This window comes from Bradyrhizobium sp. F1.13.3, from assembly GCF_040548265.1.
GTDB lineage: Bacteria > Pseudomonadota > Alphaproteobacteria > Rhizobiales > Xanthobacteraceae > Bradyrhizobium.
The window spans coordinates 225,306-251,020 of record NZ_JBEPRI010000014.1 but is presented as its reverse complement, the minus strand read 5'-3'; the positions used below and the strand labels follow the sequence as shown (position 1 = coordinate 251,020).

Sequence of the window (25,715 nt, the reverse complement as noted above, 5' to 3'; positions counted from 1 at the left end):
TGCCGAACATTGCCTTGGGCATATACCTCCCTTGATATCGACAAAAGGTGCCATTCTTCACCATAGTCTCAATCCACGCATATGCACTGTCTAGTCTCGGCCATGAGGCTTTCTCGCGCAGCCCCGTTTTGGGGTCGACGTACTCGATGGTTGCAATCCCCGGGGGATACGTCCCCCACACCGCGTGCGACAAGTTAATGGGACTATTGTCTTTGCACATCCAAGCGACTGCCCTTGGCCGGAAGCTCTCTGGCGCATCGAACTGCGGATCGGCCGGCGGCTGCCAAACCGGGGGAGGACGAGCTGCTACGTCGCCTATACGCGGGGGCTCGCGAGGAGGGACTGGGCTGGAGCGCCCGAATGGGTCGGGCATCAGCCACGCCAGCAAAGCAACAATCACACTGCTCACCGCGACGACCACACCGATCATCGTAAAAGCTGCGACCCTTTTCTGGAGCGGAGTGTCGAACATGTAGAGGGGCTCCTGCGCGTCGCCGGCCGCCGGAGCGGAACGGTCTATCTTGCGGCCTGCTCCGCTGCGCAGGATAGCGAACTGGCGGGATTAGTCAGCAGGATTCACGACCGTGCGCGACCGCTGAAGAGGCGGTCCGAGGTCCGGTTGGGAGCAAAGTGAAACCTCAACGGCTGATCCTCAGAGCCCGGTGCGGCGTTCGCCGCACGCACCTAATCGCCTCCGAATATTCTGCAACGTGATCCGTGCTCGCTCCTTCACCCGATACGCCGGGCAGTTCGCACGCCCCCGCCGAAGCTCCGTAAAGCGCGGTTTGTCAAACGCCATCCGGAACTGCCCCCTTTGCGTCATGTAGAACTGCCCCCACCATCGGGATTATGATCTCGGTTGAAGGTTGTTTCCGCCGGTGACGGGCCGGAGGGAGGCGGAGCCGACTGGAGGGTCGTCACCGGCGGTCGGCGTTTTGATGAGGCCGCTCCTGCGCTTGGCGCGGAGCCGGTAGCTGTCGCCGCGGATCGTCAGCACATGGCTGTGGTGCAGGAGCCGGTCGAGGATCGCGGTGGCGACCACGGGATCGGCGAACACGGTACCCCATTCGGCAACGCTGCGGTTGGACGTGATCAGCACGGCGCCGGTTTCGTAGCGCCGGCTGACCAGTTGGAAGAACAGATGCGCCGCGTCAGGTTCAAGTGGCAAGTAGCCGAGCTCGTCGACGATGAGCAGCTTTGGCTTCGCCAGCGCGAGCAGTTTCTCGTCCAGGCGTCGCTCGCCGTGGGCCTTGGCAAGACCTGTGACCAGCGTCGTCGCCGTGGTGAACTGCACCGTGTACCCGGCCAGGATCGCCTCTCGCCCCAGCGAGATCGACAAGTGCGTCTTGCCGACTCCGGGTGGCCCGAGCAACAGCACGTTCTCTCCGTTGGCGATCCAACGTGACGCGGCAAGGTCACGGATCTGTTTGGGATCGATCGACGGCTGCGCCTCGAAGTCGAAGCCCGCCAGTTCCTTGACGGCTGGGAAGTGTGCGAGCTTCAGCGCCATCTCGATGCGGCGATGATCCTTGCGTGCGATCTCGCGCTCGCACAGCAGGATCAGCGTCTCACGCGCCGACAGGTTCGCGCGCGCCGCCTCGTCGAGCAGGCTGTCGAGCTGATCGCGGATGCAGGAGAGCTGCAATCGCGCCAGCATGGCATCGAGCGGATCGATCGTTTCTTCCATTATCTTCTTTCCCCACGCCATCAGAAGCCTCTTCCGACCACAGCTTCGTATTCGGCAAGAGAGCGTAACAACGACGGCGGTGGAGACGGATCCAGCACTGCCGCGATCTCCTGGCGGACCGCGCCATTGCGCCCAGCGACACCATCGAGATGGGCGGCGTCGACGATCCGCAGCCGGCGTCCCTCGGACTGCTTGTGCACTGCTACCTGGTGCAATCCATGGCGGATCCGGACTTCGCCGGCCGCGATCGTTACCGCCACGCGCTCGCCAATAAGGCGCCAGGGCACCGAGTAGCTGTTCGTGTCGATTTCGACGGCGCAATCATTGCCGACGACGCGGGTCAGTTCACGCAACGATCCGAACGACGGCTGCCCCCCGAGCGGCTTCAACCGATGTATCTCCTCACGCGCGAAGCGGATGATCGGCGCCTCGCCGGTCGTGCCGTGGATACGAACGTTCGCAACCTCACGCTCCCATCTGTCGAGATGCGCCTCGAATGCTTCCCAACTTGAGAAGGAATGACCGGCGATCGCATTCTTCCTCACGTAGCCGACGCCGTTCTCCGTCTTGCCCTTCGTGCGCGCCCGATATGGCGCGCAGGCGCGAGGACGGAAGCCCCAATGCTTTGCGAAGGCTATAAGCTTGTCGTTGAACTGAACCGACCGGCTCACCGCGTCGTGGCGCACGACAAGCGCGCGTGGATTGTCCATCAGCACTTCCTCCGGCACACCGCTGAAGGTCGTGAATGTGCTCTCGAGCCCGGCGAACCAATGCTCCTGCCTCTCGGCCCGGAACGCACGCACATGGAGCCGTTGCGAGTGCCCGAGCGTCGCCACGAACACGAATGCCTTGACTTTCGCCCCTCCGATCTCGACCAGGCGCTCCCCGAAGTCGATCTGCAGCTGCCGACCCGGTGGCGTCTCAAACCGCGTCGTCGCCAGCGCCTCCGCCTTCAGCGCCTGGCGATAGGGCTGCACGGCGCGTTGCAGCGTCCGCCGGCTGACTGCCACGCCTTTCTCGGCCAACAGGTCTTGGCGCACCACATCGGCATTGCCGCGATGCCGAATGAGCCTCTCGCGCAGCCAACCCTCAAGGCCGTCGAGACGCTTCGGCCGCTTAGGCGACTTGAATGGCTTCACCCCGCCCGCCGCCACGTAGTCCTTTACTGTGTGATGGCTGCAGCCCAGCTGCCGCGCAATCCGCTTCACACCCCACCCGCACGCCCTCAGGCGCATCATCTCCGCCACGTCATCCGGCGTCTTCATCACCTGCCCCCGTGGATCATTCCACGCCGAGCTTTCAGTGATTCGTTCCCGCTTCATTCACTCTCTCCTCAGCTATCCGAGGAGGGGGCAGTTCCTCGTGACGCTGAGGGGGCAGTTTTCCATGGCGCGCGACACGGTTCGGTGATCGCTCCCATTTCACCTTGTCATTACCCGGACGGATTTTCTTCCTTTGCCGTCCGCGTCCGTCGTCCTTCATCCGGCCATTTCGCACCGATGGATCCCTTCGCTGCAAGTTCTGCTGCGCGAGAACTCCTCCTCTGCGTTGCGGTCGCAAGCGATGAAGCGGGTCTCCTTCGGCGCATGGCCTGCGCATGAAGGCCGCGATGGTCGCGGCCGGAAAGCAAAGGAGAAAACCATGCGTGTACTGACCCAAGGCGAACTGATGCGCGCCACCCGGACCGAGCTGTCGGCTCTGCTCCGCCGCATCGCGGGCGAACTGCCGAATCTGCCGGAAGGCTCGGCGGAGCTGCGCGCGGCCCGCGCGAACCTGCAGAATATTCGCAGGGCGCTGGCGCGGCCGGACTTCCGTCCGCCGCTCTAGGCCGCTCGCCTGCTGCCGATCCCTCCGTCCTTCCGGGAAGAATGGCTTTCTTCCCGGAAGGAATGTGAGGATGAACTATCGAGGCGCGGCAACCCCGTTCTTATCGTAGACACGTTTCTGTATCGACTGAGTACCTTCCCGCAATCTCTGCTCGATTCCGAGTTCCTCGGTGTACGATGCGACCCGCAGCTGTTGTTCGGTAATGTTTGATTGCTTGGTGATTTCGAAACTTTGATAAGCCAACCCTGCGAGAGTGAGGATTGTGGCGCCGGCCTGGATATTTTGGTAACACTTGCCTTTGGTCAGCTTTTTTCTTATCGCCTCTGCTGCACCTTTAGCGGTGGCCGCATCTTTTTGCGGCTTTCTCGGCATTATCCTTATAACCTTTTGCCTCGTCCGCAGCGGTACGCGCCGCCTTCGCGCACGCGACCGGGTCAGGGATGCCGTCGAGGTCCTGCTGCGACGTTTGATATCTGATGCTAAATGGCGTTCGCGCGAATATGGTAGCGGAAGCTTTGATCGCCCTCTACGTGTTTTCGTAACTTAGACGTGTTTGTCTGTAAACTTCAGACCGTTGCCGGCGGCATGAAGGGAGAGTGGTCTCGCTTGCCGCGCGATCGAACCTATCGAGCAGCCATATTGCAATCCCGGAGTGAGCAGCGAGCGCCGCGCTCACTCCAGCGCCGGCCATGCAGAAGAGGAAAGGCCCGGCTCCGAGGCTTTCGGATGCGAACGAAGAATGCGGCATGGCCAGTACTGACGTAACCACTGAGCCAAGTGTTGAAACGTGCATCGCAAGGAAACTGCCGTCGAACACTGCGTTTGCAATCTCGGATAATCTTTTTATGTTGCTATTTTCCGCTTTCATTCGGAATAATTACCATCGATGAGTTTGCTCGGCAGCAAAAAAATGCGGCATAGTTTTCGTAATACTGTACTATTCTTGCAAAATTAGCTTGCCGAAATTGGCGAGCATCCGGGCCCCATAGTGAAGTCATGATCAGAGACGCCGGCACGGCGTGCGAGGAGAGGAATGCGGATGGAAAAAGGAGAAATCCGTCCGGGTAATGACAAGGTGAAATGAGAGCAATCACCGAACCGCGCTTCATTGTGCTTCCAGGGTCTTCCGGGAAGAATGCTTCTTGCTGGAAGGCCTTTGAAGGCAAACTATCGAAGCACATCAGGCCCGCCGGCCGCCGGAATTCGCTTCTGTAACTGCGAGCTACTGGACCGTTTCAATCTTAAGCGGTCCGAAGCCGTTGGTCGCATCGGTGTCGTCCCAGCCGGCCGGCAGATTGTTTATTCCGGGGCAAACGAGGTCCGTGCGCAGCTTGGTATCGGGCGTGACTGAAAAAATACGAAGAGGCGGATCGAAAGCCTGACCTTGTGCGTCCAGCGGTCTCATGATGTGACGGTAAACATGGCTGGCGACCTTGTTACCCATCGCGATCCCGTCATCGGCATCGAAGACCCAGTGGACGCCCATAAAAAGGCGGCTATCGGCATTTTCACGTTCGGCGCAGTCCAATACGAAATCCCGGCTGTTGCAGAATCGTGGATCTTTCTGAGCGTCCTCCGGCGCGCAGCGAACGTAGTTGAACACATCCTTGTTCTTCCCGTTGAATTCGTCCGACATGAATTTGAAAGTCGTCGTCGGCTTGACGAATTGGCGAAGCTCGCCGAAGAGCGCGCCGCCGAACACCGCGTGCCCGGACGGGTAGGACGGAAATGGCGGTGTTATATTGTTGGTCTGATCCGAGTTCGTGACCTGGGCTCCGATCGGAAACCATTTCGTTGTCACCGGTTGATTGGCTGCCATCGCGGTCATTTCATCGAATGCACGGATGTAAGTGACCGGACGCGGGAACTGAAAATGGAATTTTGAATCCCAGGCGGCGATTGCCGCATCGGCCATCGCGAGATTTATAAGAGCGTAGAATCTCGCGATATCCGTCGTCGATGTCGGTTCGATGAGGCGATAACCGTCGTCGGGATGCATCTCGATCTGATTCAGCGCGGCCGACGCTATCTGATTGTAGAGGCGCGCGGGAGCGCAGAGATTGGCTGTACCGTCATACGCCCAGAACTGAGCGATGAGCAGCCCGTCCCGACCCGGCGGAGGCTGGGTGATCTTGCCGCTCGGATCAAGACGGGACTCGCGCGCGTCCCGTTTGATGGCCGTGTAGGAAGGAAGTTTGTCATAGGCATTAGGTGGAACGAGCTTCCTCACTGTTTCCGCAGGTGAGTCATTTTCAGCGATACGGAACTGAAAACCCGATGTGAGGGCGAAAGGTTTGACCTCACCCCAGTAAGTGCCAAGGGCCGTCATGAGCGACGAGACAGGGTCGACCTGCCATTGAAGGAAGGCGTAGTCGGCGCCGCCGGGGGGCCTGCGCGGGACAAAATCCTTGTTCCAGAGCGGTTCGGGCCGTTCGGCGCCGTCGTGGGAACGCTCAGCCATGATCTTGCCGGCAACCGAACGACCGATGTCAATGCCGGCTTTGCGTTTGGCGTCATCGGGGAGCGATGCCATGGAGCAAATGTAGTATTGCGAAAGACTGAACAGGCTCTTCACATTGGCGGGATCATTTGCGTCCGCAGGCTGATCGTTGAGCCCAGGGTAGAGCCATGCGCTGACCTGATAAGCGGCTTCGATGATCGCTGCATCCTGCGATGCGCTCGCAGTCGGGCCGGTTTCCCACCCGGTCAACGTAGACTGATACTTTCGCTCGAAGGCGTTAGAAGCTTCGAACATTGCCTGGTGAATGAGCGCGAGTGCGCGCGCCGTTCGCGCCGGGCCGAACTGGAGATGATAGGTATTCGGGCTGTTGCCGATGACCGCACGGTGATCGAGCGCCGAGAGATCAAGCGAGATCAGGTGCCATAAAATAAAATATTTGCGGCTGTCCGTGCTGTCGGTCACACCGCAAAGGCTTATTGAATCGATGGTCTGCGGCGTTGACAGAGTTTGCAGCGTGACCGAGCCGGACAACGCGTTCTGCCCGAAGACACGTCTGAATTCGTTGGCACTTTGCTGCTGCAAACTATTTCGGGTGGCAGCTGCGGCCGGGCCGGTCAGTGAAGGCGATGTCAAAGGCCTGGCCGTGAGTCCGTACACCCGCTGAAATTCCTGCTTGCTTTCAGGTTGCAGGCCCTGCGCGTGCGCTACACTTAGAATGAACCAGGGAAGAAGGGCCGCGACCGCCAATTGGATAACACGCATGCAAACCTCCCGAGTCGGAGTCCATGGGTTGCGCTGGTTCTTCAACCTAAGTGTTTATCGCAAAAATAATACACTATCTAATTGTCGCGACGAGTCAACTTGCGTCTTGCGCGATATGCATACAGCACTCGCCTCTCTGCACGCGCTTGCTTGCGTAGCGTCGCGGTGGTCAGGGTTACTGACCAATCTTTTTTCGCGGTGTTTTTGGAAATCGGGCGCCGGTCCTTTCACCGAGTGGCCTATCGCTTAGCATCATGCCGCCACCGGAAGCGGACCGCGTGAGCGCGATGAGCAAAAGGCGGTAAAGCACCGGCGCTTCGGCTGACCGGTGGCCGCAGTTTGGGGGCGTCATAGCAAGCGTAAAGATTTCGCGTCTGGCTCCTGCGGACATTGCGCCCGTGACATCAACGGTAGGGAATGTCCGTTCTGCGATAACATGCGATGTCTGGAAGGATGTTCGCGACTGCGGTCACGCGAGATAAGCACTACGGTGCGGGCTTTGACAGCAGAGCCCGCATCCTGCAATAGCGCCGGAAATCGTTGGTATGGTGCAGCAGGAACCGCGCGCCCCGGTTCGAATGCGGCGGGGTGAGATCGGCTTTGGCGTAACCGAAATACTCGCCGGTTTCTTTCGTCAGGCCGGGAGGGGCGTCATGTCCGTGCAGCCATATGGCCCTGTGCCCTTCGGCAAACAGGCGCATGTCGTCTTCATGCTCCGGCTGCGCGTAGAAATTGTTGAAGAGCGTGTGCTGGTCCGAGAAAAAATTCGGGGGCGGTATGACGACGACATATTTTCTGAGTTTTCCCGCTGCCACGGCCTCGTCGGCGATCAGGATCTGATCCAGTATTTCGCGTTCGAACGTTTCGTCACAATGGATCGGCGGCTCTCCCGGCGCGCCGGCTGTACAGAGCAGCCCACTGGGCTTGAGTCCTCGCGCCAGCAGGATGCCTTCATAACCGTCGTGCGGGCCACGCAGGGGCAGGCTGCCCACCAGTTCGAATATCCTTCGCAATAATTCCACAGATACATTTTATCATATCGGCAGTTGTTGCTGCAAAATCCGCGCGAAACCGCGGATTTTCTGGCCTCGTGCGCAAATGGAATTCACAGAATATCCGCAGGGCGCCGGCGGGGCCGTACTTCCGTATGCCGGGCTAGGCTGCGCTCCCGGTGCCGGACCCTCGTTCCGGGAAGAACGGCGTTCTTTCCCAGACAGGGCTTGCTGCAGACGGTTATCGGCTCGGCGCCGGACACCAATGGCAACCGGTCTACGATTGCGTTACGGCAATCTCCGGATAAAGGACGTACAGCTCGTCCTGCACCTTCCTTACATGAGCGTACCATTCCGGCTGAAGCAGGATCGCGGGATGTTCAGCCAGTTCACACTCAATAAGACCAAGGACAAGATTTGTGACATGCAGGGCTTCGTGGCAACCGAAGCTGTTTGGGCCGAACCGGGATTCCAGCGGGAGGGGATCATCGGAGTCGACGTTCGACGTGCGCCGCTCGGCAAGTCGCTCACGGCGTTCAGATTCGTATTTTCCAGCCATTACACTACCTCCCGCTGCTTTCTCTATTCATGTGCCAATTTCATTTTCCCATGAATTCAGAATACGCACACGGGCATGTGCGACATAGGTCATAGGCTGGTCAGCAGGCCACAATGGGCCAAACCAGTTTCCGTGGCCTTCAGAAGAATGGAATGCGGGGGAGTGATCACGCCGCTGCCTGGGACGCGCAGGCTGAGTGCGTAGCCGGTTATCCGGGCGCGGAATGTTCATCGCAAAAACGGGATTTCCACTCGTCCCCCTCTCGCGGCTTAATTTGCACGCGACGGCTCCCGGTCATCAACGTGCCGCGGCGTCCGGGGCCAAGCCGTGCTTAACGTGAGGGCCGCCGCGTCAGCACGACGGCGAGATAGACGAGACCCGAACCCAGCAGTAGAGCGAACAGGGCCAGAACACCGTCGGTCACATACAGGATGTACTCGTTGACTCCGAACACCGTAGTGCCAGTACCATCAATTCTGGGACCGACCGCATAACATGGCTGCGAACTGCATCCCACCTCGTGGGCCTTTATCCGACTGCTCCAGAATCCCTGCTGAACCGGAGTTCGTGAATTCCAGCCTTGAATAAAGCTCTCCGAATAGCGGGCTCCGAACGTGATGAGCGCAGCGAGCACCGCAAGCGCGAAAATGCAAGCGGTGCCATAGGAGATCACCGCACTGCGATCCTTGGCGTCTTCAAAGGCGGTATTGGGCGGAACAAGAAGCAGTGCGCGCCGTTTGCTGGCCAGCCCGATATATAGAGCGCACGTCCAGACAAGCGCGCTGCCCGCGAGCAGCGCAATGAGGAGTCCCCAGTATCCGCGCGATATCAGGACGCCGTCTGGAGGCAATTTCTCTCCGAAGCCATTGCGAATGTAGATGGCCCACCCGATGGCAAGCGGGATGAAAATCTGGCCTATCCAGGTCCACAGCCTTGCGAGCGGCATCATGCGGGTTCACTCCACTGGATTTCATAGATCTTTGGAACCGCAAGCTGCTAGCCCGTGGTTCACACCGCTGGCCCCTCGGCATGCGTAGGCGGCGGGCTGGCCGGTCTGGGGCACGCTGCATTTCCCGGATTTGGAGTAGTCGTCGGCGAGCCCGGCCTTCACGTGAGCGACAAAGACCATCCCATCGTACCAGCTTCGTCCCCCACCGATACCTCTGCGCGGCGTCCACGTATAGATTGCCACCGCGGCCGGAGCGGCGCTGAGGGAGAACAGCGATGCCCGGTCGCCGGTCGCGGGCACAACGGACGTCGTCCGGACCTGCACGCGGCAAATCTTGCGGCCATCCAGCGCGGGAATTGAGTAGTGCGTCTCCTCGCCCTCGGGCCTGGCCGTGAATGCGGCGCCGGCGCCGACCAGCCGGATTGCATTCGACGGGATTCCGACCTGCGCCCCGATTCCGTTGACCGCCGCCGCGCAGGCGGCGTCACGCATGCAATTCTGAATTTCGTTCCAGGGCGTCCGCGCGTCGCGGACCGCATTTATGTGATGGGTCGTTATGACGAGGTCGTCGGGTTGCTGCCCCCAGGCATTCTGGGCAAATAACCAGAACAAGCAGAACGCGACACTCGCCAATCCACTTAGAGTGCATTTGCCCATGGCTAACTCCGAACGTTTCTTACACTAACACCAAGGGACGCAAATGCGATGGCCTCCGACCGTGCCGAGCGTGACCGGCGGCGGCGCAAGTTGCGCGGGGTTGTTGAAGACCGAATTGTTGCCGCCCCAGAACTGGCCCGGGTTGCGCACAAAGGAATTCGACCCACCCCATATCTGACCCGGATTCCTGACGAACGAATTATCGCCGCCCCATATCTGGCCGGGGTTGCGAATGACAGAATTCGGGCCGCCCGCAATCTGCCCCATCGTTCGCGCGGTCCACCCATTACGTCCAATGAAATCATTGTTGTCGCCGAAACAACCTGAGCCGCCGATGCCGTCAGTAAAGCACTTCTCCAACTCACGTGCCGTCAGGCGCGTGGCCATGCAGCCGGCGGCTGCATAAGACTGGCCGCCGGTCTGGACGACGCATTGTACGGCTATCTGTTGTTCGGGGTTCAGGTTCAGATTGAACAGATTGGCGCCCGCGCAGGATGCGAAGGTGCCGTAGTCCCCCTGCGACTGCGCGGCGCATTGGACCGCGATCCTTTGTTCCCTGTTAAGAAGGGCCCCGATGATCCGCGAGGCGGCGCACGAGGCGAAGTCCGAGGCGTCACCGCCCGAGGTCGCGGCGCAATTCAGAACAGCCTGTTGCTCCGGTGTCAGGTGTTGATTTGCGAATCGTGTCCCGGCGCACCCGAGAAAGTCATCTCGGTCGCCTTGAGACTGCATCGCGCAGTCGGCGACAATGCGCTGATCGTCGCTGAGCTGTATGCCAAAATGAGGAGCCGCGCAGCTCGCAAATCCTTCCGTATCTGAATTCGACACTGCGCAATCCAGAACGGCCTGCTGTTTTTCGGGCAGGATAACATTCTGGCCGGCGCACGCAGCGAACAAGCCTACATAGCCGCCCGCTTGCTGCGCGCATTGGATCGCAATCTGCTGCGCGGTTCCGCTGTTTGGAGTGCCTGACCCGGGACCGGGAGCACCCGGCATCGGACGCACCCGCGGCGGGCCAGGCTGCTGCCCTTGTTGCTGGTTCAATATGTACTGCTGCACGGCGGCACAGGGGCCAGGGCCCAAAGGCCCGGCGCAGAGCGGCCCGGCAACAGGATCGTTGCCAATGACCTGAAGTTGCTGCGCGAAAGCGGAAGCAGCTGCGGAGATTACCCAGCTGACCGCGATAACTGCGACTAGAGGCGCTCGCATGCTCATATCGCCCCCACAGAAAAAATCGGGGCAAGCAGCTGAATCGCGGCCTGCATATGCTTCGCAAACCTGAAACGGCCCCACAGTGAGCGCCCGTTACGGCTCAGGCGCCGGGACACTGCAATTCCCGTGAAGGACCAGCTTCTTTACCATACACCTATTGAACGTAGATGCGAGGGAAAATGCAACCGGTCGAGAAGCGAGTTGCTCAGCCGCTTTAAGAGTGGCGCGACCGTACCCGCCTTCAGCACCTTCAATATAGGACGCATGATCCTCCCGGACCTCGGGCGTCAGATCGAGATCGGCTGACAGGAACGCCGCACCAAGCTCGGTGATCAGTTCTTCCATGGCGTAACCCTGATCGCCAGACGGTTGCGGCCAAAATCGCGGTAGTTCGAATTGAGGGTCGTCCTAGCGGACTTTCCGGCGTCCTATGCTCCCGGCGGCTCCGTGGCGGTCTCGTGAGAGCAACTGCTTTGAATTCGAGTGCCAGCCGTACGCACAAGGTTTCGATCTGAACAGGTTGAGACAATCAGTCACGGCACTCTAAACCTAGAAGCATTTTTCCAGGTGGTATTGTCCAATAGTAGGTGCCGGTGGTTGATGCCTGAGCAGGCTTCTACGAGGATACGACCGGCTGCATTGCGCGTCATTTTTGGTCGGTATCCGAACGAGCCTTTGTCATGAGCGTAAACAAGAAACGCGTTGCCATCACAAAAGCTTGGTAACCGACCGGTTGCTGTTTCGATTAGGGAAACGCCTCAAAGCTTCGTTGCTTTCGCGAAACTAGGGCCGGAGGTGGCGTCAGCCAAGTGAAGAAAAGGGGACATCCGCCAGCAGCTACATATCGAGACTTATTGAAGTACCCCCGCATTGGACGAGCCAACGCCAAAACTGGTACAATTGACATAATAACAATCGCAGGGGCGAATTTGAATGGCGACTACGACCAACATTTTCAACGCGTTAAGTAACCTTTCCCAAAGCATGCAGCTTCAGCTGACGGTGCTCGCCCTCAGCGGCAGCAACCTGGTATCGAACGAATTCACGGAAGAAGCGGACCGCCTTGGCCTTACTCCGAAAGGCCGCGAGAAAAAAGAGCAGCAAGACCGCAAGTGTGTAGCGCGGCGTATCGCCGGACAGAACATTTGCCCGCATCGTCTGGGTGAATGCGGCGATATTTTCCTCCGTGATCCGGGCACTGGGACGCATCTCCGCTACCGCGCGGTTGAAGGCGACCTGCGCGATATCGCGTTCAGTCTTCACCGTCGCGACCCGCTCTTTGAGGGTCGTATCAGCCGGATCGGCTATGCCGTTTTCGATAGCGGCATAGAGCCTTCCTAGGCGTCCGTCGGCGTCGGAGAGCTTTGCCCGCAGTGCTGTCAGGCGTGTTGAGTGGTCTTCAGCTCCTGGACACGCCTTTCAGGCGGGCTTACATCCGTTCCGTCATCGACCAGGTTGAAGTCGACGACGCGGAAATCCGCATCATTGGCCGCAGAACGGTCCTTGAACGCCTGGTGATGGGCGGCGGGGCTGCGCCGGCAGGAGTGCCCAGTTTTGTTCGCAAGTGGCGCACCCGACACGATTCGAACGTGTAGCCTTCCTTCGGAGGGCGACGTTCTATCCAGCTGAGCTAGCGGTGCATCTGCCACTTACGCAGTGCCTACGCGAATTTCTTGCGAGTGTGAAGCCATGAACACATGTCCCGCAAGCTGTTGAAGTTTTAGCCTCATTGAGTTGACACATGCCTTCGGAGGGCGGGGTCTATCAAGCTGAGCTATGGGCGCAATGCTTAGCCGTCCAGCGACCCAATGAAAGCAACTCGCCACGCGTCTGTTGCGACATCGTCAAACCAGTGTTTTCCGGCATCGTCTATCACGCCAACTATCTGCGCTTCATGGAGCGTGGACGGACCAATCATCTGCGACTGATGGGCGCCGAGCAGCAGGCATTGTTCGAGCAGGCCGAGGCGGAAGACGCAAGCTTCGCCTTCGTGGTGCGTTCGATGCATCTCGATTTCCTCAAGCCCGCGCGGATGGACGACGTGCTCGACGTCGTGACTTGGCCGGTCGCGGTGAAGGGCGCCTCCATCATGCTGGCGCAGGAGGTGCGGCGGGCCGAGAACGTGCTGGTGAAAGCCGAGGTGCGTGTCGCCTTCATCAGCGGTGGCCGCGCCCAGCCGATCCCGAAGTCGATCCGCGCCTTGATGAAGGCTGATCTGATTTCGTGATCGGGCGATAGCGGACGACCTCTCGACTCCCGCGCGCGCGGCGATAGATTGCACTTCCGCCAACAGATGAGGCCATCATGTCGCGCCCGCCGCTTCCGCCCTTCACCCGTGAGACCGCAGCGCAAAAGGCCCGCATGGCCGAGGATGCCTGGAATTCGCGCGACCCGGTGCGCGTCTCGCTGGCCTATACCGAGGACAGCCGCTGGCGCAATCGCTCCGAGGTTTTTCAGGGGCGCGAAGCCATCGTCGCGTTCCTCACCCGCAAATGGGAGAAGGAGCACGACTACCGCCTGATCAAGGACCTCTGGGCGTTCGACGAAAACCGCATCGCCGTGCGCTTCCAGTACGAATGGCACGATGCGAGCGGCCAGTGGTATCGCTCCTACGGCAACGAGCAGTGGGAGTTCGACGAGCACGGCCTGATGCGGCGGCGCGAGGCCTCGATCAACGACGTCGTGATTGCGGAGAAGGACCGGCGGTTTCACTGGCCCGCGCCCGGGCCGAGGCCTGCGGATGTGGTGGGGTTGGGGACGGATCCGTTCTGAGCCTTGCAAACAACTCTCTCCCCTCATGGTGAGGAGCCGCGAAGCGGCGTCTCGAACCATGCAGGCCCGGATTGCTGCAGCATCCGGGCCTCTATCCTTCGAGACGCGCGCGAGCGCGCGCTCCTCAGGATGAGGGGATAGATTTGTGCGCCAAAAATCTCGTAATCGCGCCACCAAGCTTGGCGTGATCCATCGGCTTCGCCAGTGACTCCCTCGCAGTGGCAACGACCGCGTCCGGCGCCTTGCCGACGCGCAGCTCGCAGCACACTTGCGCAAACTCAACGTCGAATTCCGGATGCGGCTGCAGGGTGAGCGTCGCGCCGTTGGCGTAGAGCAAGCCGGCATGCGGGGTGAAATCGGAGGAGAGGATCGTCAGCGCATCGTTCGGCGGCTCAATCACCTGGTCCTGATGCGAGCAGGCGATGGCGACCACTCCGCCGTCAACGACGCCGTTGTCCGGCAGCACCTGATAGACGTGCCGGCCGATGCCCCAGCCCTTCTCCGACTTGCGCACGGTGCCTCCGAGCGCCTGCGCGATCAATTGATGACCGAAGCAGACGCCGACCATCGGTGTCCGGTTGGCGTAGGCCGTGCGCACGAAATCTTCCAGCGGCGCGATCCAGTCGAGCCCGTCATAGACGCCGGCGGCCGCGCCGGTGATCAGCACCGCCTCCAAATTGCGCGGGTCAGGAAGCGCATCGCCATTCGGGATGCTGACGATGTCGATCGAGGTTGTCGGATCCTCAGCGCGGACCATGCGCCCGAACATGTCAGGGAACGAACCGTGGCGCTCGCGATATTTTTGTGGGACCTGCCCGGTCTCGATGATGGTGATGCGTGCCATGTGCCCTCGGGTAAAGGTCAATCCTAGTCGCTTCCTGCCCCATGCTGGTGTGGCGCTGTGCGCTCCAGCAGCGCACTCTCTTTCCGGACCTCGTCGAGAAACGCCTTGGCCAGGCGCGACAGCGGCTCGGCTTCCGACCATAGCATATAGGCCACCGCGTGCGTCGTCGGCGCGAACGGCCGCACGACGAGGCCGGTCCCGCCGTTCTGCCGCGGCGAGAAGGGATCGACCACCGCGGCGCCCACGCCGGCGGCGGCGAGCACGCAGGCCGTGTTGCAGTAGCGTACCTCGACGGTCGGCTGGAACGGCGCGCCGGCGCGGGCGAAACTGTCACGCACAGCTTCACCGAGTCGCGTGCCGCGCTCGAGCCCGATGAAGGGCAGGCCGGACAGATCCGCGGCCGAGATCACCGGCCGGTCGGCGAGCGGGTGCTGCGGCGGCAGCACGCACACCATCTCGCCGGTGTGCACCACCTCATGGGCGATGCCTGGATGATGTGTCAGCCCGAGCGCGAAGCCGAGCTCGGCGACGCGGTTGAGCACGCCTTCGATGATGCCCTCATAACGCCGCACGTCGAAGAACACCCGCGTCTCCGGGCGGCGGCGCAGGAAGCCTGACAGCGCCGAGGGGATGATGCTGTAGGCGAGCGGCGGCGTCGCGACCAGCGCGAGATGCCCGGAGCGGTTCTCGCGCAAATCGCGCACGCGGTTCTCGAGCTTTGCGTGCAGCGCGAAGATAGCTTCGCTCTCCTTGTAGAGCGCCATCGCTTCCGTGGTCGGAAACAGCCGGTTGTTGACGCGTTCGAACAGCGCAAAACCCGCCTGCGCCTCCATCGTCTTCAGCGCATTGCTGACTGCAGGCTGCGACAGCGCCAGTTCGTCGGCCGCCGCCACCGTGGTGCGGTGGCGGATGACGGCGCGGAGAATTTCGAGCTGGCGCAGGTTCATATCACTGCCGATTATACTCTGGGCCAAAACATCATAGCAGAACGAATTGATTTTGCAGCCCCGCTTCCGCGTAATGGCAGCGGATTTGCACGTCGCATCAAAGGGTTCATCCGCCCATTGAGGCGCCACTGCGCACAGATTGGAGGCAATCTTGGTTCGTGTCCTTCGCGCCGCCGCCGCACAGATGGGGCCGACGCAAAAAGCCGATACGCGCGAGCATACGCTGTCGCGGATGCTTGCGCTGCTGGAGGAGGCCGCCGGCCGCGGCGCCAGCCTTGTGGTGTTTCCCGAGCTTGCCTTCACCACATTCTTTCCGCGCTGGCTGCTCGAAGGCGAGGCGCTCGACCATTATTTCGAACGCGGCATGCCGAACCCGAACGTCGCCGCCCTGTTCGATCGTGCGCGTGCGCTGCGCGTCGGCTTCTATGTCGGCTATGCCGAACTGACGCCGGATGGACGCCGCTACAATTGCGCCATCCTGGTCGATCGCGACGGCGAGCTGCTCGGCCGGTATCGCAAGGTGCATCTGCCGGGCTCGGTCGAGCCGCGACAAGGTGCGCGCTACCAGCAGCTCGAGAAGCGCTATTTCGAGTATGGCGATCTCGGCTTTCCAGCCTTCCGCTCCGGATCGGCCTGGGCCCACGCCATCATGGGCATGATGATCTGCAACGATCGCCGCTGGCCGGAATCCTGGCGCGTGCTTGGCCTGCAGGGCGTCGAGCTTGTCTGCATCGGCTACAATTCGGCGGCCTATGATCCCAATGGCGGCGGCACGGAAGACGCCTCCTTGCGCACCTTCCATTCTACGCTGGTGACGCAGGCCAACGCCTACATGAACGCGACCTGGGCGATCTCGGTGGCGAAGGCAGGCGAGGAGGACGGCTCCGGGCTGATCGGCGGCTCCTGCATCGTCGATCCCAATGGCCGCATTGTCGCGCAGGCCGCAACGCTGACTGACGAGGTGATCGTCGCCGACATCGATCTCGATCTCTGCCGCCAGGGCAAGGACAAGATGTTCAACTTCGCTGCGCACCGGCGGCCGGAGCAATACAGGGTGATCACCGAACGCGCCGGCGTCATCGAGCCCGCGGTTCTCGACGCAGACTGACAGGACGTTCCAACAACGTTGGCAAAGGAGCCGATATGACGCGCCTCTCGTATTTCCTCGGCATCGCAGCGTTGGTGGCCGTGACGTCCGCGCAGGCGGCCGAGCTTCCGGCGGAGATCAAGCAGGCGGGCGCGTTGAAGCTCACGGTCAACTCGACCTACGCGCCGATGGAATACCGCGATCCCGCGACGAATGAGCTGGTCGGGGTCGACGTCGATCTGGCGAACGAACTCGCGAAGCGCCTCGGCGTGAAGATCGTCTGGAGCGAGACGCCGTTTGCCGAATTGATCCCGTCGCTTCAGACCAAGCGCGCCGACTTCATCATCTCCGGTATCTCCGATCGCGCCTCGCGGCGCGAGACCGCAGATTTCGTCGATTATCTGGGAACCGGCCCGCAGTTCTTCGTGATGGCCGAGAACGAAGCCAAGGCTGCGACCGATCTCTGCGGCAAGAAGGTCGGGACCACCCGCAGCACCAGTTTCCCGGTCGAGATCGAGAAGTGGAGCAAGCAGAATTGCGAGCCGGCCGGCAAGCCAGGGATCCAGTACGTGCCGGGCGAGAACTCGATCGACGTTCGCAACCAGCTCAAGCAGGGCCGCATCGACGCCGCCGTACAGGGCAGCGAGACGCTGCCTTATGCACAGACACAGGAACCCGGCAAATACCGCGTGATCGGCGAGCCCTTTGCCAAAGGCTATCAGGGCATCATGTTCCGCAAGGACGATACAGCGCTTCGTGAGGTCGTGACCGAGAAGCTCGCCGCGATGATCGCCGACGGCTCCTACAAGGCCGTTCTCGACAAATGGGGTCTCGGCGCCAACGCGGTCGCCCAGCCCATGCTGAACGCAGCGCCGCAATGAAGTCGGTACCGGCACTCGCGGAGGGTTTTCCCGATCTATCGGGGATGCGGATCGCGCGCAAGCCGCATTGGTTTCGCTGGATCAGCGCAGCGCTGATCGTTGCTGTGCTTGCATTGATCGTTCGCGCCTTTGCCCGCGGCCAGATCGAATGGTCCTATGTCAGCCGCTTCCTGACCGTAAAGGTGATCCTGGAAGGCATCGTCAACACCATGGTGATGGCGGTGCTGGCGATGGCGCTCGGCATCTTCCTCGGCGTGGTGGTCGCGATCATGCGGCTGTCGCCCAATCCGGTGCTGAAGACCGTCGCAGCTGGCTACACCTGGTTTTTCCGCGGCACACCGCTGATCCTGCAACTGCTGCTGTGGTTCAATCTCGCGCTGGTGTTTCCGACCATCGGCATTCCCGGCCTTTGGAGCGCGCGCGCCGTCGACGTCATGACGCCGTTCCTTGCCGCGCTGCTTGGGCTCGGCATCAACCAGGGCGCCTATACGTCGGAAGTGATGCGCGCCGGCATGCTGTCGGTCGATATCGGGCAATATGAGGCGGCGCAGGCGATCGGCATGGGACGCTTGCGAGCGCTGCGCCGCATCGTCTTGCCGCAGGCGATGCGGGTGGTGATCCCGCCGCTCGGCAACGAGTTCATCGGCATGGTGAAGGCGACCTCGCTCGCCAGCGTCATCCAGTATCCGGAACTGCTGCACAACGCCGAAAACATCTACTACGCCAATTCGCGCGTGATCGAACTCCTGATCGTGGCCGGGCTCTGGTACCTCCTCGTCGTCTCGGTCCTGACGCCGCTCCAGATGCTGCTCGAGCGCCGTTTTGCGCGTGGCACATTGCGGCTCGCACGATGACAAAACCCCTCGTCGCGATCCGCTCCGTCAGCAAGAGTTTTGGCGAGTTTCAGGCTCTCAAAAATGTCTCGCTCGACATCCGGCCCGGCGAGGTGATGTGTCTGATCGGAGCTTCCGGTTCCGGCAAGACCACACTGCTCCGCTGCATCAACCAGCTCGCCGCGATCGACAGTGGCGGCATCTGGCTCGATGGCGAGCTCTTGGGCGTGCGCGAGCAGGGCGGGCGGCTGCATCGCCTCACCGAGCGCGAAATCGGGCAGCAGCGGCTGAAAACCGGCATGGTGTTCCAGCGCTTCAACCTGTTTCCGCACAAGACCGCGCTCGAAAACATCACCGAAGGTCCGCTCCAGGTGCAGGGCCGAAAATCCGATGAGGTGCGTGCGGAGGCGATCGAGCTGCTGCGGCGCGTCGGATTGTCGGCCAAAGCGGACTCGTATCCCGCCCAGCTCTCCGGCGGCCAGCAGCAGCGGGTCGCGATTGCCCGCGCGCTTGCCATGAAGCCGATGCTGATGCTGTTCGACGAGCCGACCAGCGCGCTCGATCCCGAGCTCGTCGGCGAGGTCTTGGCGGTCATGAAGGAGCTGGCGCGGAGCGGCATGACCATGATGGTCGTGACGCACGAACTCGGCTTCGCGCGCGAGGTCGCCGACCGCGTCGTCTACATGGACCAGGGCGCGATCGTCGAGCAGGGGCGTGCATCCGATGTCTTGGGCGCGCCGCGCGAGGAGCGCACCAGGGCATTTCTTTCGGCAGTGATCTAGCATGGGGGCGTATTGATGAAGAGACTTCTGGTTACGGCAGCACTCGTTGGCGCCATGAGCGCTCCGGTCATGGCAGTCGAGCTGCCGGCGGAGATCGCCAAGCGCGGCAGCATCAAGGTCGCGCTGGTGCCGAACTATCCGCCGATGGAGTTCCGAGATCCCGCCACCAACGCGTTGTCCGGTTTCGACATCGATCTCGGCGAGGCCATCGGCCGCAAGCTCGGCGTCAAGATCGAATGGCAGGAGACCAGCTTTGCCGAGTTCATGCCGTCGATCTCGACCGGGCGGGTGGACGCCATCCTGTCCGGCTTCACGGACTATGCCAGCCGCCACGAGATCGCGTCTTTCGTCGATTATCTGCGCAGCGGTCCCCAGTTCTTCGTGCAGCAGTCGCGCAAGGCGGAGTTCAAGGACGCAGGCGCGCTCTGCGGCAAGAAGATCGGCGCCAGCCGCCGTACCATGTTCCCGGCGCAGATCGCTGCCTGGAGCGAGAAGAATTGCGGCACCAATCCGATCCAGTTCGTCGGCACCGACGGCTCGGCCGACGCCCGCACCCAGCTCAGGCAGGGCCGCATCGATGCCGCCGCCCAGGGCAACGAGACGCTGCCCTACATCATGGACCTCGAGCCCGGCACCTATGCGACTGTGGGCGAGCCCATCGCGCAGCAATTCACCGGCATCGCTCTGCCGGTCAAGGAAAAGGCGCTGCAGCAAGCCATGCTGGAGGCGGTCGATGCGCTGATCGCGGACGGCACCTATCGTACGCTGCTTGCCAAGTGGAAACTGACCGACAACGCACTCGAAAAGGCGACCATCAATGCTGGACAGTAAGGCGCTCCAGAGCATTCCGCTCGTTCCGGCCAACACCGCGGATCCTGCGCCGGAATACCCCTGGCCGAAGCCGTACAACTCGGCGATGTTCCTGTCGTTCGACGTCGACGCGGAGAGCGCCTGGACCAGCAAGGACGCGGTGCACGCGCAGCGGCTCATCACCATGAGCTATGGCGGCTATGAGGCGCGCGTCGGCACGCCGAAACTCCTGGAGCTGCTCGACCAGCTCGATCTCAAGGCGACCTTCTTCGTCACGGGATGGTCGGTCGACGCGCATCCGGCGATGGCCGAGTCCATTCTCAAGGCCGGTCACGAGATCGGCCACCACGGTTATCACCATCTCCTACCCGATCCCGGCGATCCCTGGATCGAGGAGGAGCTCGAGCGCGGTTTCGAGGCGCTCAAGCGCCGGCTTGGCGTCAGGCCGACCGGCTATCGCGCGCCTTACGGCGAGTTCACCGAGGAACTGCGGGTGGCGTTGGTGCGCCACGGCATCGTCTACACCTCCTCGTTTCGCGACGACGTGCGGCCTTATCGCCATCGTCTCGCCGACGGCAAGCCGGGCACGATCGAGCTGCCGGTGACCGCAAGCTATGACGACTGGATGCACGGCCTGTCCGCGCGCTTCAGCCCGCGCTCGATTTTTCCCAAGGAGCACGTGCTTTCGATCTGGAAGGACGAGCTTGACGAAACCAGAGACTGGGGCGCGATGGTGACGACGGTGCTGCATCCGCAATGCAGCGGCCGACCGATGCGGCTGCGCCTGCTGCGTGAGTTCCTGACCTACGCAAAGTCGTGCCCGGACGTCTGGATCACGACCGGTGAGAAGATCGCAGCCAACTTCCTGCGCCATGAGGCCGGCAAAAGTTGAGCCACGCCATGACCCGCATCCTTGTCATCAACCCCAACTCCTCCGCATCGGTGACGGCGGCGATCGACGACGCGGTCGCGCCGCTGCGCATCGCCGGCGGACCGGAGATCGAGGTCGTGGGCCTTGCCGAGGGGCCGCCCGGCATCAGCTCGCAACGTGACGCCGACAGCGTTGTGATGCCGCTGGTCAATCGTGTGTCGCGCGACGATGCGGATGCCTTCGTGCTGGCCTGCTTCAGCGATCCCGGCCTCCATGCGGTGCGCGAGGCGGCCGCCGGGCGCCCGGTGATGGGCATCGCCGAGTGCGGCATCTTTCGCGCGCTGATGCTGGGTGAACATTTTGGCGTCATCGCGCTGTCGCCGTCGAGCATCCGCCGTCAGCAGCGGATGGTGCGATTGATGGGCGTCGATAGTCGTTATGCCGGAAGCTGGTCGGTCGACGCGAGTGCGGCCGAGACGGCGGGCGCGGACATCCGGCGCCGGTTGATCGAAGCCGGCCGCGCGCTCGTCACGCAATGCCGTGCCGATGTCGTGGTGATGGGCTGCGCCGGCATGGCCTCGCATCGCGCGGCGATTGCCGATGCCATCGGCGTTCCCGTGGTCGAGCCGGCGCAGCAGGCGGTGGCCGCTGCGATCGGTGCCGTCTTGCTGAACACGTAAGATCCTTCAGGAGCCTCTTGCAATGCCCGTCTCTCGCCGTTCGCTCCTCAAGGCCGCAGCCGCTGTACCGGCGCTGTCATTCCCGGGCATCCTGCGCGCCGAATCCCAGACCACGCTGCGCTTCATTCCCGTTATCGACCTCGCCTTCGTCGACCCCATCTATTCCACGGCACAGGTGTCGCGAAACCATGGCTTCATGGTCTACGACACGCTCTATGGCATCAGCTCTTCGCTCCAGGTCTCGCCGCAGATGCTGTCGGGCCATGTCGTCTCCGGCGACGGGCTGCAATGGGACCTCAGCTTGCGCGACGGCCTGTTCTGGCACGACGGCGAGCGCGTGCTTGCCCGCGACTGCGTCGCGAGCATCCGCCGCTGGGCCGCGCGCGACGGCTTTGGCGGTGAGCTGATGGAGGCGACTCACGAACTGTCGGCCACTGACGACCGCACCATCCGCTTCCGCCTCAAGCGTCCGTTCCCGCTGCTGCCGCAGGCGCTTGGCAAGGCCGCGATCAACGCGTGCTTCATGATGCCGGAGCGGCTGGCGAGCCAGGATCCGTTCAAGCCACTGACCGAAGTGATCGGCAGCGGCCCGTTCCGCTATCTCGCCGACGAGCGCGTGCAGGGCGCGCGCAATGCCTACGCCAAGTTCGAGCGCTATCAGCCGCGCACCGACGGCAAGCCGGATTGGACCGCGGGTCCGAAGATCGTGCATTACGATCGGGTGGTCTGGACCACCACGCCCGATGCTGGCACCGGCGTCGCCGCGCTGCAGACCGGCGAGCAGGATTGGCAGGAGACCACGCCGCACGATCTGCTGCCGATCGTCAAGGCTGCCGGGGACATCGAGACGCGCGTCCTTGATCCTCGCGGCTATGCCTGCATGCTGCGCCTCAATCATCTTCAGCCGCCGTTCGACAACCCCGCCGTTCGCCGCGCGCTCCTGGGGGCGATCGATCAATCCGGCTTCATGACCGCGGTGGCCGGTACCGATCCGAACTTCCAGGTCTCCCCGATCGGCTATTTCGCGCCGAACACGCCGATGGCGAGCGAGGTCGGCCTCGATGTGTTCCGCGGCCCGCGTGACTACGCCAAGGTGAAGGCCGATCTCAAGGCCGCGGGCTACAATGGTGAGAAGATCGTGGTGCTCGTGCCCACCAACTCGCTGGCGCAGAAGCCGCTTGGCGAGATCGCCGTCGACTCCTTGCGCAAGGCGGGCATGAACGTCGAATATGCCGGGCTCGATTTCGCCGTGGTGTTGCAGCGCCAGCTCAAGAAGGATCCGATCGGACAGGGCGGCTGGAGCGCCGCAGTGGGCAACTGGCAGGGCATCGACTGGCTCAATCCGGCCGGCAACACCAACATCCGTGGCGAGGGCAAGGTCGCCGGCTGGTATGCGAGCGAGAAGATGGGAGCCTTGCGCAGCCAGTGGCTCGCGGCCTCCGAGCTCGCGGAGCAGCAGCGCATCTGCCGCGAGATCCAGGCGGTGGCTTTCCAGGAAATCCCCTATATTCCGATCGGCCTGTACAAGCAGCCGACCGCCTATCGCAAAGCCATCACCGGCATTCTCGACGGCACCGCCGTCTTCTGGAACGTACGCCCCGCATGAGCACCTCAGCAATTTTCGGCAGCTATGTGCTGTCGCGCAAGGACGGCGCGCAGGAGGTGTTGCGCGACCAGTGGGTCCTGGTTGAAGGCAAGACGATCGCCGCGGTCACGCGCGACAAGCCGCAGGCCGACGAGGTGCATGACCGTCCCGGCCGCTTCGTTCTGCCGGGCCTCCTCAACCTGCACAATCACTGCTTCTCTGAAGCGGTGGCGCGCAGCCACACCGAGGACGGCAATGGCCGCAAGAACAACCAGAGCATCGTCTACACGGTGCTTTTGCCGCTGACCAAGCGCGGCGCTAATATCTTGTCGGCGGAAGAGCGCATGGCGGTCGCGCGGCTCGGCATTCTTCAACTCCTGAAGGGCGGCGCCACCACGGTGATGGAGCCGTTCCGGAATTCGATCCCGGAGATGTTCGACGCTGCGGAGGAGATGGGCATTCGTTTCTACGGCGCGCCCTATCTGTTCTCGACGTCCGACGCCAAGGCCGGTCCCGACGGCGTGGTTCGCTACTCCGGCGATGACGGCACCGCCGACATGGCGACCTGGGATTCGCTCTACCAGCGCTGGAACAATCGCGGCGACGGCCGCATCGGCCTTGCGATGAGCCCACACGCCACCGACACCTGCGGCCCCGATTTGTTGAAGGCCTGTGCCGCGCGGGCGCGCGAGCTTGGCGTGCCCATCACGACGCATATGGCGCAGAGCCGCGCCGAGGTCGAAACCATCGGCAAGCGCTATGGCGGCCGCACGCCGGCGCAATATCTCGACTGGCTCGGCCTGCTGGCGCCCGATCTGATGGCGGCGCACTGCATGTTCAGCACCGACGACGATCTCAGGCTGATGGCCGCGCGCGGCATGACGGTTCTCAACTGCCCGCGCGTGTTCGCGCGCGCCGGCGTCACCGCCGCGTTCAGCCGGTTTGCGGAGCACGGCGTTCGCACCGTGGTCGGCACCGACGGCTACAACATGGACCTGCTCGGCGAGCTCAATGCCGCCTCGTTGATCTCCAAGATCACCTCAGCGCGCGCCGATGTCGCGAACTCGCCCGAGTTGATCGAGGCGAACACGGCGATCGCCGCCGATGTCATCAAGCGACCTGACCTCGGCCGCATCGAGCCCGGCGCGACCGCCGACCTCACCATCGTCGATCTCACCCATCCGCATCTTCAGCCGCTGTTCGACCCGCGCCGCGCGCTGATCGCGCTCGCCAATCGCGCCAATATCGATCAGGTCATGGTCGACGGCCGTATGCTGGTCGATGCCGGCCGCTATCTTGGCGCCGACGAAGCGGCGATCACGGCGGCGGGGACGGCTGCGATCGGCAAGATCTGGGACCTGCCGGAGGCGCAGGCGGCGTTCAACGGCTGAGAGCTGCCTCCTCGAATTCCGCGAGCGACTTGCGCATGGTCTCGACCAGATCCAGCGCCACCGGCGAGGGGCTGCGCTGCGCCGGAAAGACCGCCGAGAATTCGAAATCGATGCGCGGCAGAAAGCGGCGCACGACGACGCCGCGGGTGGAAAATTCCTGCGCGGTGAAGGGATCGCAGATCGCGACCCCGAGCCCCGACGACACCATGCCGCACATGATCTCGGACAGCGCGGTCTCCACCCGCAGCACGCGGCGGACATCGTGACGGTGGAATATCTGATCGACGAGATGACGGCTCGACGAGCCCGCTGATAACGAGATGAAGGTCTCGCCCTCGAAGTCGTGCGGCTCCAAAACTTCCTTTTCCGCGAGGCGATGACCTGTCGGCAGCACGGCAACGCGCGCCGGCGCCGGCAGCTTCTGGCTCGGAAGGCCGGAATGCGCGATCGGCACCTCGGCAAAGCCGATGTCGCATTGATTGTTCAGCACCCAGTCGACCACGATCGGCGAGATCACACCGAAGAAGGCGAGGTTGAGGTTGGGCCGCTCTTTCAGAAAATGCCCGGCCAGTCGGGGCAGATAGCCATTCGACAGCGCTGGAAGTGCTGCGATCCGCAGTGAGCCGGTGCGGCGGCCGCGGATTTCCTCGGCTGCCGCGGTGATGCGTTCGAGGCCGACGAAGGAGCGCTCGACTTCGGTGTAGAGTGCCATTGCCGCAGCGGTCGGCACCAGGCCGGTGCCGCGCCGTTCGAACAACTCCATCTTCAACAGCGCCTGGAGGTCGCGCAGCAACCGGCTGACGGCAGGCTGCGTCACGGTCATCAGCGCCGCCGCCTCAGTCACGGTGCCGGTCAGCATCGTCGCCCGGAAGGCTTCCACCTGCCGCGAATTGATCCGCGCCATCCCGATTTCCATTCATAACATTTCAGCATGCAGAGGCTGCCATTATTCATTGGACGATGGAAGCCAGAGTTTGCGATCTTTTTCATCAGAGCTGGAGACGGCCCGCTTTTTCGGCAGATTGGAGGGGTTCAAACCTCCGGATCGCGCCAAAACCCGTCCACCAGGGGCCGGAGCCCTGGTCGGAGAGGGATTTGCGCGGAAGGAAATGCGGAAGGTTCAGCC

26 protein-coding genes and 1 pseudogene are annotated in these 25,715 nt (G+C 62.2%); 14 read left to right on the top strand and 13 right to left on the bottom strand.

The window, feature by feature from the left end; all coding sequences use genetic code 11:
* Positions 1–847: 847 nt before the first annotated feature.
* Complete coding sequence (gene istB, locus ABIB66_RS31950) at positions 848–1,687, bottom strand: IS21-like element helper ATPase IstB (protein ID WP_275169662.1); 840 nt, start codon at positions 1,685–1,687, stop codon at positions 848–850.
* Between the two features lie 20 nt (positions 1,688–1,707).
* Positions 1,708–3,009: an IS21 family transposase gene (gene istA / locus ABIB66_RS31945; protein WP_354256955.1), complete on the bottom strand. Its 1,302-nt coding sequence runs from the start codon at positions 3,007–3,009 to the stop codon at positions 1,708–1,710.
* Between the two features lie 319 nt (positions 3,010–3,328).
* On the opposite strand from istA, the gene ABIB66_RS31940 reads away from it, so the two are divergent.
* Positions 3,329–3,514: a hypothetical protein gene (locus ABIB66_RS31940; protein ID WP_275169661.1), complete on the top strand. Its 186-nt coding sequence runs from the start codon at positions 3,329–3,331 to the stop codon at positions 3,512–3,514.
* A 75-nt stretch (positions 3,515–3,589) separates the two neighbouring features.
* Here the strand turns inward: ABIB66_RS31940 and ABIB66_RS31935 are convergent, their stop codons facing one another.
* The 8 genes and pseudogenes from ABIB66_RS31935 to ABIB66_RS31900 form a co-directional block, all read right to left on the bottom strand.
* Positions 3,590–3,886, bottom strand: coding sequence for a hypothetical protein (locus tag ABIB66_RS31935; RefSeq protein WP_275169660.1), 297 nt, complete (start codon positions 3,884–3,886; stop codon positions 3,590–3,592).
* Positions 3,887–4,736: 850 nt separating this feature from the next.
* Positions 4,737–6,737, bottom strand: coding sequence for a vanadium-dependent haloperoxidase (locus ABIB66_RS31930; protein ID WP_275169659.1), 2,001 nt, complete (start codon positions 6,735–6,737; stop codon positions 4,737–4,739).
* Between the two features lie 485 nt (positions 6,738–7,222).
* Positions 7,223–7,729, bottom strand: coding sequence for a hypothetical protein (locus tag ABIB66_RS31925; protein ID WP_275169658.1), 507 nt, complete (start codon positions 7,727–7,729; stop codon positions 7,223–7,225).
* Positions 7,730–8,006: 277 nt separating this feature from the next.
* Positions 8,007–8,288 carry a hypothetical protein gene (locus ABIB66_RS31920; RefSeq protein WP_275169657.1) on the bottom strand — a complete coding sequence of 94 codons (282 nt, stop codon included), beginning with the start codon at positions 8,286–8,288 and terminating at the stop codon, positions 8,007–8,009.
* A 331-nt stretch (positions 8,289–8,619) separates the two neighbouring features.
* On the bottom strand, positions 8,620–9,237 hold the full coding sequence (locus ABIB66_RS31915) for a hypothetical protein (RefSeq protein WP_354256949.1): 618 nt from the start codon (positions 9,235–9,237) through the stop codon (positions 8,620–8,622).
* 21 nt (positions 9,238–9,258) lie between these two features.
* On the bottom strand, positions 9,259–9,894 hold the full coding sequence (locus ABIB66_RS31910; RefSeq protein ID WP_275169655.1) for a hypothetical protein: 636 nt from the start codon (positions 9,892–9,894) through the stop codon (positions 9,259–9,261).
* Positions 9,895–9,918: 24 nt separating this feature from the next.
* Complete coding sequence (locus tag ABIB66_RS31905) at positions 9,919–10,938, bottom strand: hypothetical protein (RefSeq protein ID WP_354256946.1); 1,020 nt, start codon at positions 10,936–10,938, stop codon at positions 9,919–9,921.
* Between the two features lie 420 nt (positions 10,939–11,358).
* Positions 11,359–11,492, bottom strand: a pseudogene (locus tag ABIB66_RS31900) (zincin-like metallopeptidase domain-containing protein); the annotation flags it as partial.
* Positions 11,493–12,039: 547 nt separating this feature from the next.
* Between ABIB66_RS31900 and ABIB66_RS31895 the strand changes: the two are divergent.
* The 4 genes from ABIB66_RS31895 to ABIB66_RS31880 all read left to right on the top strand — a co-directional run bounded on the left by ABIB66_RS31895 (position 12,040) and on the right by ABIB66_RS31880 (position 13,878).
* A complete protein-coding gene (locus ABIB66_RS31895; RefSeq protein ID WP_275169653.1) occupies positions 12,040–12,447 on the top strand; it encodes a hypothetical protein in 408 nt (135 codons plus the stop codon).
* Positions 12,448–12,479: 32 nt separating this feature from the next.
* A complete protein-coding gene (locus ABIB66_RS31890) occupies positions 12,480–12,701 on the top strand; it encodes a hypothetical protein (RefSeq protein ID WP_275169704.1) in 222 nt (73 codons plus the stop codon).
* Between the two features lie 146 nt (positions 12,702–12,847).
* Positions 12,848–13,333 (top strand): YbgC/FadM family acyl-CoA thioesterase, encoded by a 486-nt coding sequence (locus tag ABIB66_RS31885; protein WP_354256942.1) that lies wholly within the window; start codon positions 12,848–12,850, stop codon positions 13,331–13,333.
* Between the two features lie 77 nt (positions 13,334–13,410).
* On the top strand, positions 13,411–13,878 hold the full coding sequence (locus tag ABIB66_RS31880) for a nuclear transport factor 2 family protein (protein WP_354065858.1): 468 nt from the start codon (positions 13,411–13,413) through the stop codon (positions 13,876–13,878).
* A gap of 124 nt (positions 13,879–14,002) precedes the next feature.
* Here ABIB66_RS31880 and ABIB66_RS31875 read toward each other — a convergent pair whose 3' ends face one another.
* Together ABIB66_RS31875 and ABIB66_RS31870 are read right to left on the bottom strand one after the other, a co-directional pair.
* The gene (locus tag ABIB66_RS31875) at positions 14,003–14,722 is read right to left on the bottom strand and encodes a type 1 glutamine amidotransferase (RefSeq protein ID WP_354204622.1); all 720 of its coding nucleotides are present in this window, start codon (positions 14,720–14,722) and stop codon (positions 14,003–14,005) included.
* Between the two features lie 23 nt (positions 14,723–14,745).
* A complete protein-coding gene (locus tag ABIB66_RS31870) occupies positions 14,746–15,669 on the bottom strand; it encodes a LysR family transcriptional regulator (RefSeq protein ID WP_354204624.1) in 924 nt (307 codons plus the stop codon).
* A gap of 151 nt (positions 15,670–15,820) precedes the next feature.
* Between ABIB66_RS31870 and ABIB66_RS31865 the strand changes: the two genes are divergently transcribed.
* From ABIB66_RS31865 to ABIB66_RS31825, 9 genes are read left to right on the top strand one after another with little or no spacing between them, the layout of a single operon-like run.
* On the top strand, positions 15,821–16,777 hold the full coding sequence (locus ABIB66_RS31865; protein ID WP_354204626.1) for an N-carbamoyl-D-amino-acid hydrolase: 957 nt from the start codon (positions 15,821–15,823) through the stop codon (positions 16,775–16,777).
* A 35-nt stretch (positions 16,778–16,812) separates the two neighbouring features.
* Positions 16,813–17,637, top strand: coding sequence for an ABC transporter substrate-binding protein (locus tag ABIB66_RS31860; RefSeq protein ID WP_354256939.1), 825 nt, complete (start codon positions 16,813–16,815; stop codon positions 17,635–17,637).
* Complete coding sequence (locus ABIB66_RS31855; RefSeq protein WP_354204628.1) at positions 17,634–18,491, top strand: amino acid ABC transporter permease; 858 nt, start codon at positions 17,634–17,636, stop codon at positions 18,489–18,491. Before ABIB66_RS31860 ends, ABIB66_RS31855 begins: the two co-directional genes overlap by 4 nt.
* Entirely contained in the window at positions 18,488–19,252 is a 765-nt protein-coding gene (locus tag ABIB66_RS31850; RefSeq protein ID WP_354204630.1) for an amino acid ABC transporter ATP-binding protein, read from the top strand. Before ABIB66_RS31855 ends, ABIB66_RS31850 begins: the two co-directional genes overlap by 4 nt.
* Before the next feature lie 15 nt (positions 19,253–19,267).
* Positions 19,268–20,083, top strand: a complete 816-nt coding sequence (locus tag ABIB66_RS31845) for an ABC transporter substrate-binding protein (protein ID WP_354204632.1) — start codon at positions 19,268–19,270, stop codon at positions 20,081–20,083.
* Positions 20,070–20,954, top strand: a complete 885-nt coding sequence (locus tag ABIB66_RS31840) for a polysaccharide deacetylase family protein (protein WP_354204634.1) — start codon at positions 20,070–20,072, stop codon at positions 20,952–20,954. Before ABIB66_RS31845 ends, ABIB66_RS31840 begins: the two co-directional genes overlap by 14 nt.
* An 8-nt stretch (positions 20,955–20,962) precedes the next feature.
* Positions 20,963–21,613: an aspartate/glutamate racemase family protein gene (locus ABIB66_RS31835; RefSeq protein ID WP_354204636.1), complete on the top strand. Its 651-nt coding sequence runs from the start codon at positions 20,963–20,965 to the stop codon at positions 21,611–21,613.
* 22 nt (positions 21,614–21,635) lie between these two features.
* Positions 21,636–23,219, top strand: a complete 1,584-nt coding sequence (locus tag ABIB66_RS31830; protein ID WP_354204638.1) for an ABC transporter substrate-binding protein — start codon at positions 21,636–21,638, stop codon at positions 23,217–23,219.
* The gene (locus ABIB66_RS31825) at positions 23,216–24,589 is read left to right on the top strand and encodes an amidohydrolase family protein (protein ID WP_354204640.1); all 1,374 of its coding nucleotides are present in this window, start codon (positions 23,216–23,218) and stop codon (positions 24,587–24,589) included. Before ABIB66_RS31830 ends, ABIB66_RS31825 begins: the two co-directional genes overlap by 4 nt.
* Here ABIB66_RS31825 and ABIB66_RS31820 read toward each other — a convergent pair.
* Positions 24,579–25,493: a LysR substrate-binding domain-containing protein gene (locus ABIB66_RS31820; RefSeq protein WP_354204642.1), complete on the bottom strand. Its 915-nt coding sequence runs from the start codon at positions 25,491–25,493 to the stop codon at positions 24,579–24,581. The genes ABIB66_RS31825 and ABIB66_RS31820 overlap by 11 nt on opposite strands.
* Positions 25,494–25,715 lie beyond the last annotated feature (222 nt).

Coding starts and splice junctions, on each gene's coding strand:
- istB (WP_275169662.1), bottom strand. CDS start 1,687: ATGGAAGAAACGATCGATCCGCTCGATGCCATGCTGGCGCGATTGCAG.
- istA (WP_354256955.1), bottom strand. CDS start 3,009: ATGAAGCGGGAACGAATCACTGAAAGCTCGGCGTGGAATGATCCACGG.
- ABIB66_RS31940 (WP_275169661.1), top strand. CDS start 3,329: ATGCGTGTACTGACCCAAGGCGAACTGATGCGCGCCACCCGGACCGAG.
- ABIB66_RS31935 (WP_275169660.1), bottom strand. CDS start 3,886: ATGCCGAGAAAGCCGCAAAAAGATGCGGCCACCGCTAAAGGTGCAGCA.
- ABIB66_RS31930 (WP_275169659.1), bottom strand. CDS start 6,737: ATGCGTGTTATCCAATTGGCGGTCGCGGCCCTTCTTCCCTGGTTCATT.
- ABIB66_RS31920 (WP_275169657.1), bottom strand. CDS start 8,288: ATGGCTGGAAAATACGAATCTGAACGCCGTGAGCGACTTGCCGAGCGG.
- ABIB66_RS31915 (WP_354256949.1), bottom strand. CDS start 9,237: ATGATGCCGCTCGCAAGGCTGTGGACCTGGATAGGCCAGATTTTCATC.
- ABIB66_RS31910 (WP_275169655.1), bottom strand. CDS start 9,894: ATGGGCAAATGCACTCTAAGTGGATTGGCGAGTGTCGCGTTCTGCTTG.
- ABIB66_RS31895 (WP_275169653.1), top strand. CDS start 12,040: ATGGCGACTACGACCAACATTTTCAACGCGTTAAGTAACCTTTCCCAA.
- ABIB66_RS31885 (WP_354256942.1), top strand. CDS start 12,848: ATGCCTTCGGAGGGCGGGGTCTATCAAGCTGAGCTATGGGCGCAATGC.
- ABIB66_RS31880 (WP_354065858.1), top strand. CDS start 13,411: ATGTCGCGCCCGCCGCTTCCGCCCTTCACCCGTGAGACCGCAGCGCAA.
- ABIB66_RS31875 (WP_354204622.1), bottom strand. CDS start 14,722: ATGGCACGCATCACCATCATCGAGACCGGGCAGGTCCCACAAAAATAT.
- ABIB66_RS31870 (WP_354204624.1), bottom strand. CDS start 15,669: ATGAACCTGCGCCAGCTCGAAATTCTCCGCGCCGTCATCCGCCACCGC.
- ABIB66_RS31860 (WP_354256939.1), top strand. CDS start 16,813: ATGACGCGCCTCTCGTATTTCCTCGGCATCGCAGCGTTGGTGGCCGTG.
- ABIB66_RS31855 (WP_354204628.1), top strand. CDS start 17,634: ATGAAGTCGGTACCGGCACTCGCGGAGGGTTTTCCCGATCTATCGGGG.
- ABIB66_RS31850 (WP_354204630.1), top strand. CDS start 18,488: ATGACAAAACCCCTCGTCGCGATCCGCTCCGTCAGCAAGAGTTTTGGC.
- ABIB66_RS31845 (WP_354204632.1), top strand. CDS start 19,268: ATGAAGAGACTTCTGGTTACGGCAGCACTCGTTGGCGCCATGAGCGCT.
- ABIB66_RS31840 (WP_354204634.1), top strand. CDS start 20,070: ATGCTGGACAGTAAGGCGCTCCAGAGCATTCCGCTCGTTCCGGCCAAC.
- ABIB66_RS31835 (WP_354204636.1), top strand. CDS start 20,963: ATGACCCGCATCCTTGTCATCAACCCCAACTCCTCCGCATCGGTGACG.
- ABIB66_RS31830 (WP_354204638.1), top strand. CDS start 21,636: ATGCCCGTCTCTCGCCGTTCGCTCCTCAAGGCCGCAGCCGCTGTACCG.
- ABIB66_RS31825 (WP_354204640.1), top strand. CDS start 23,216: ATGAGCACCTCAGCAATTTTCGGCAGCTATGTGCTGTCGCGCAAGGAC.
- ABIB66_RS31820 (WP_354204642.1), bottom strand. CDS start 25,493: ATGGCGCGGATCAATTCGCGGCAGGTGGAAGCCTTCCGGGCGACGATG.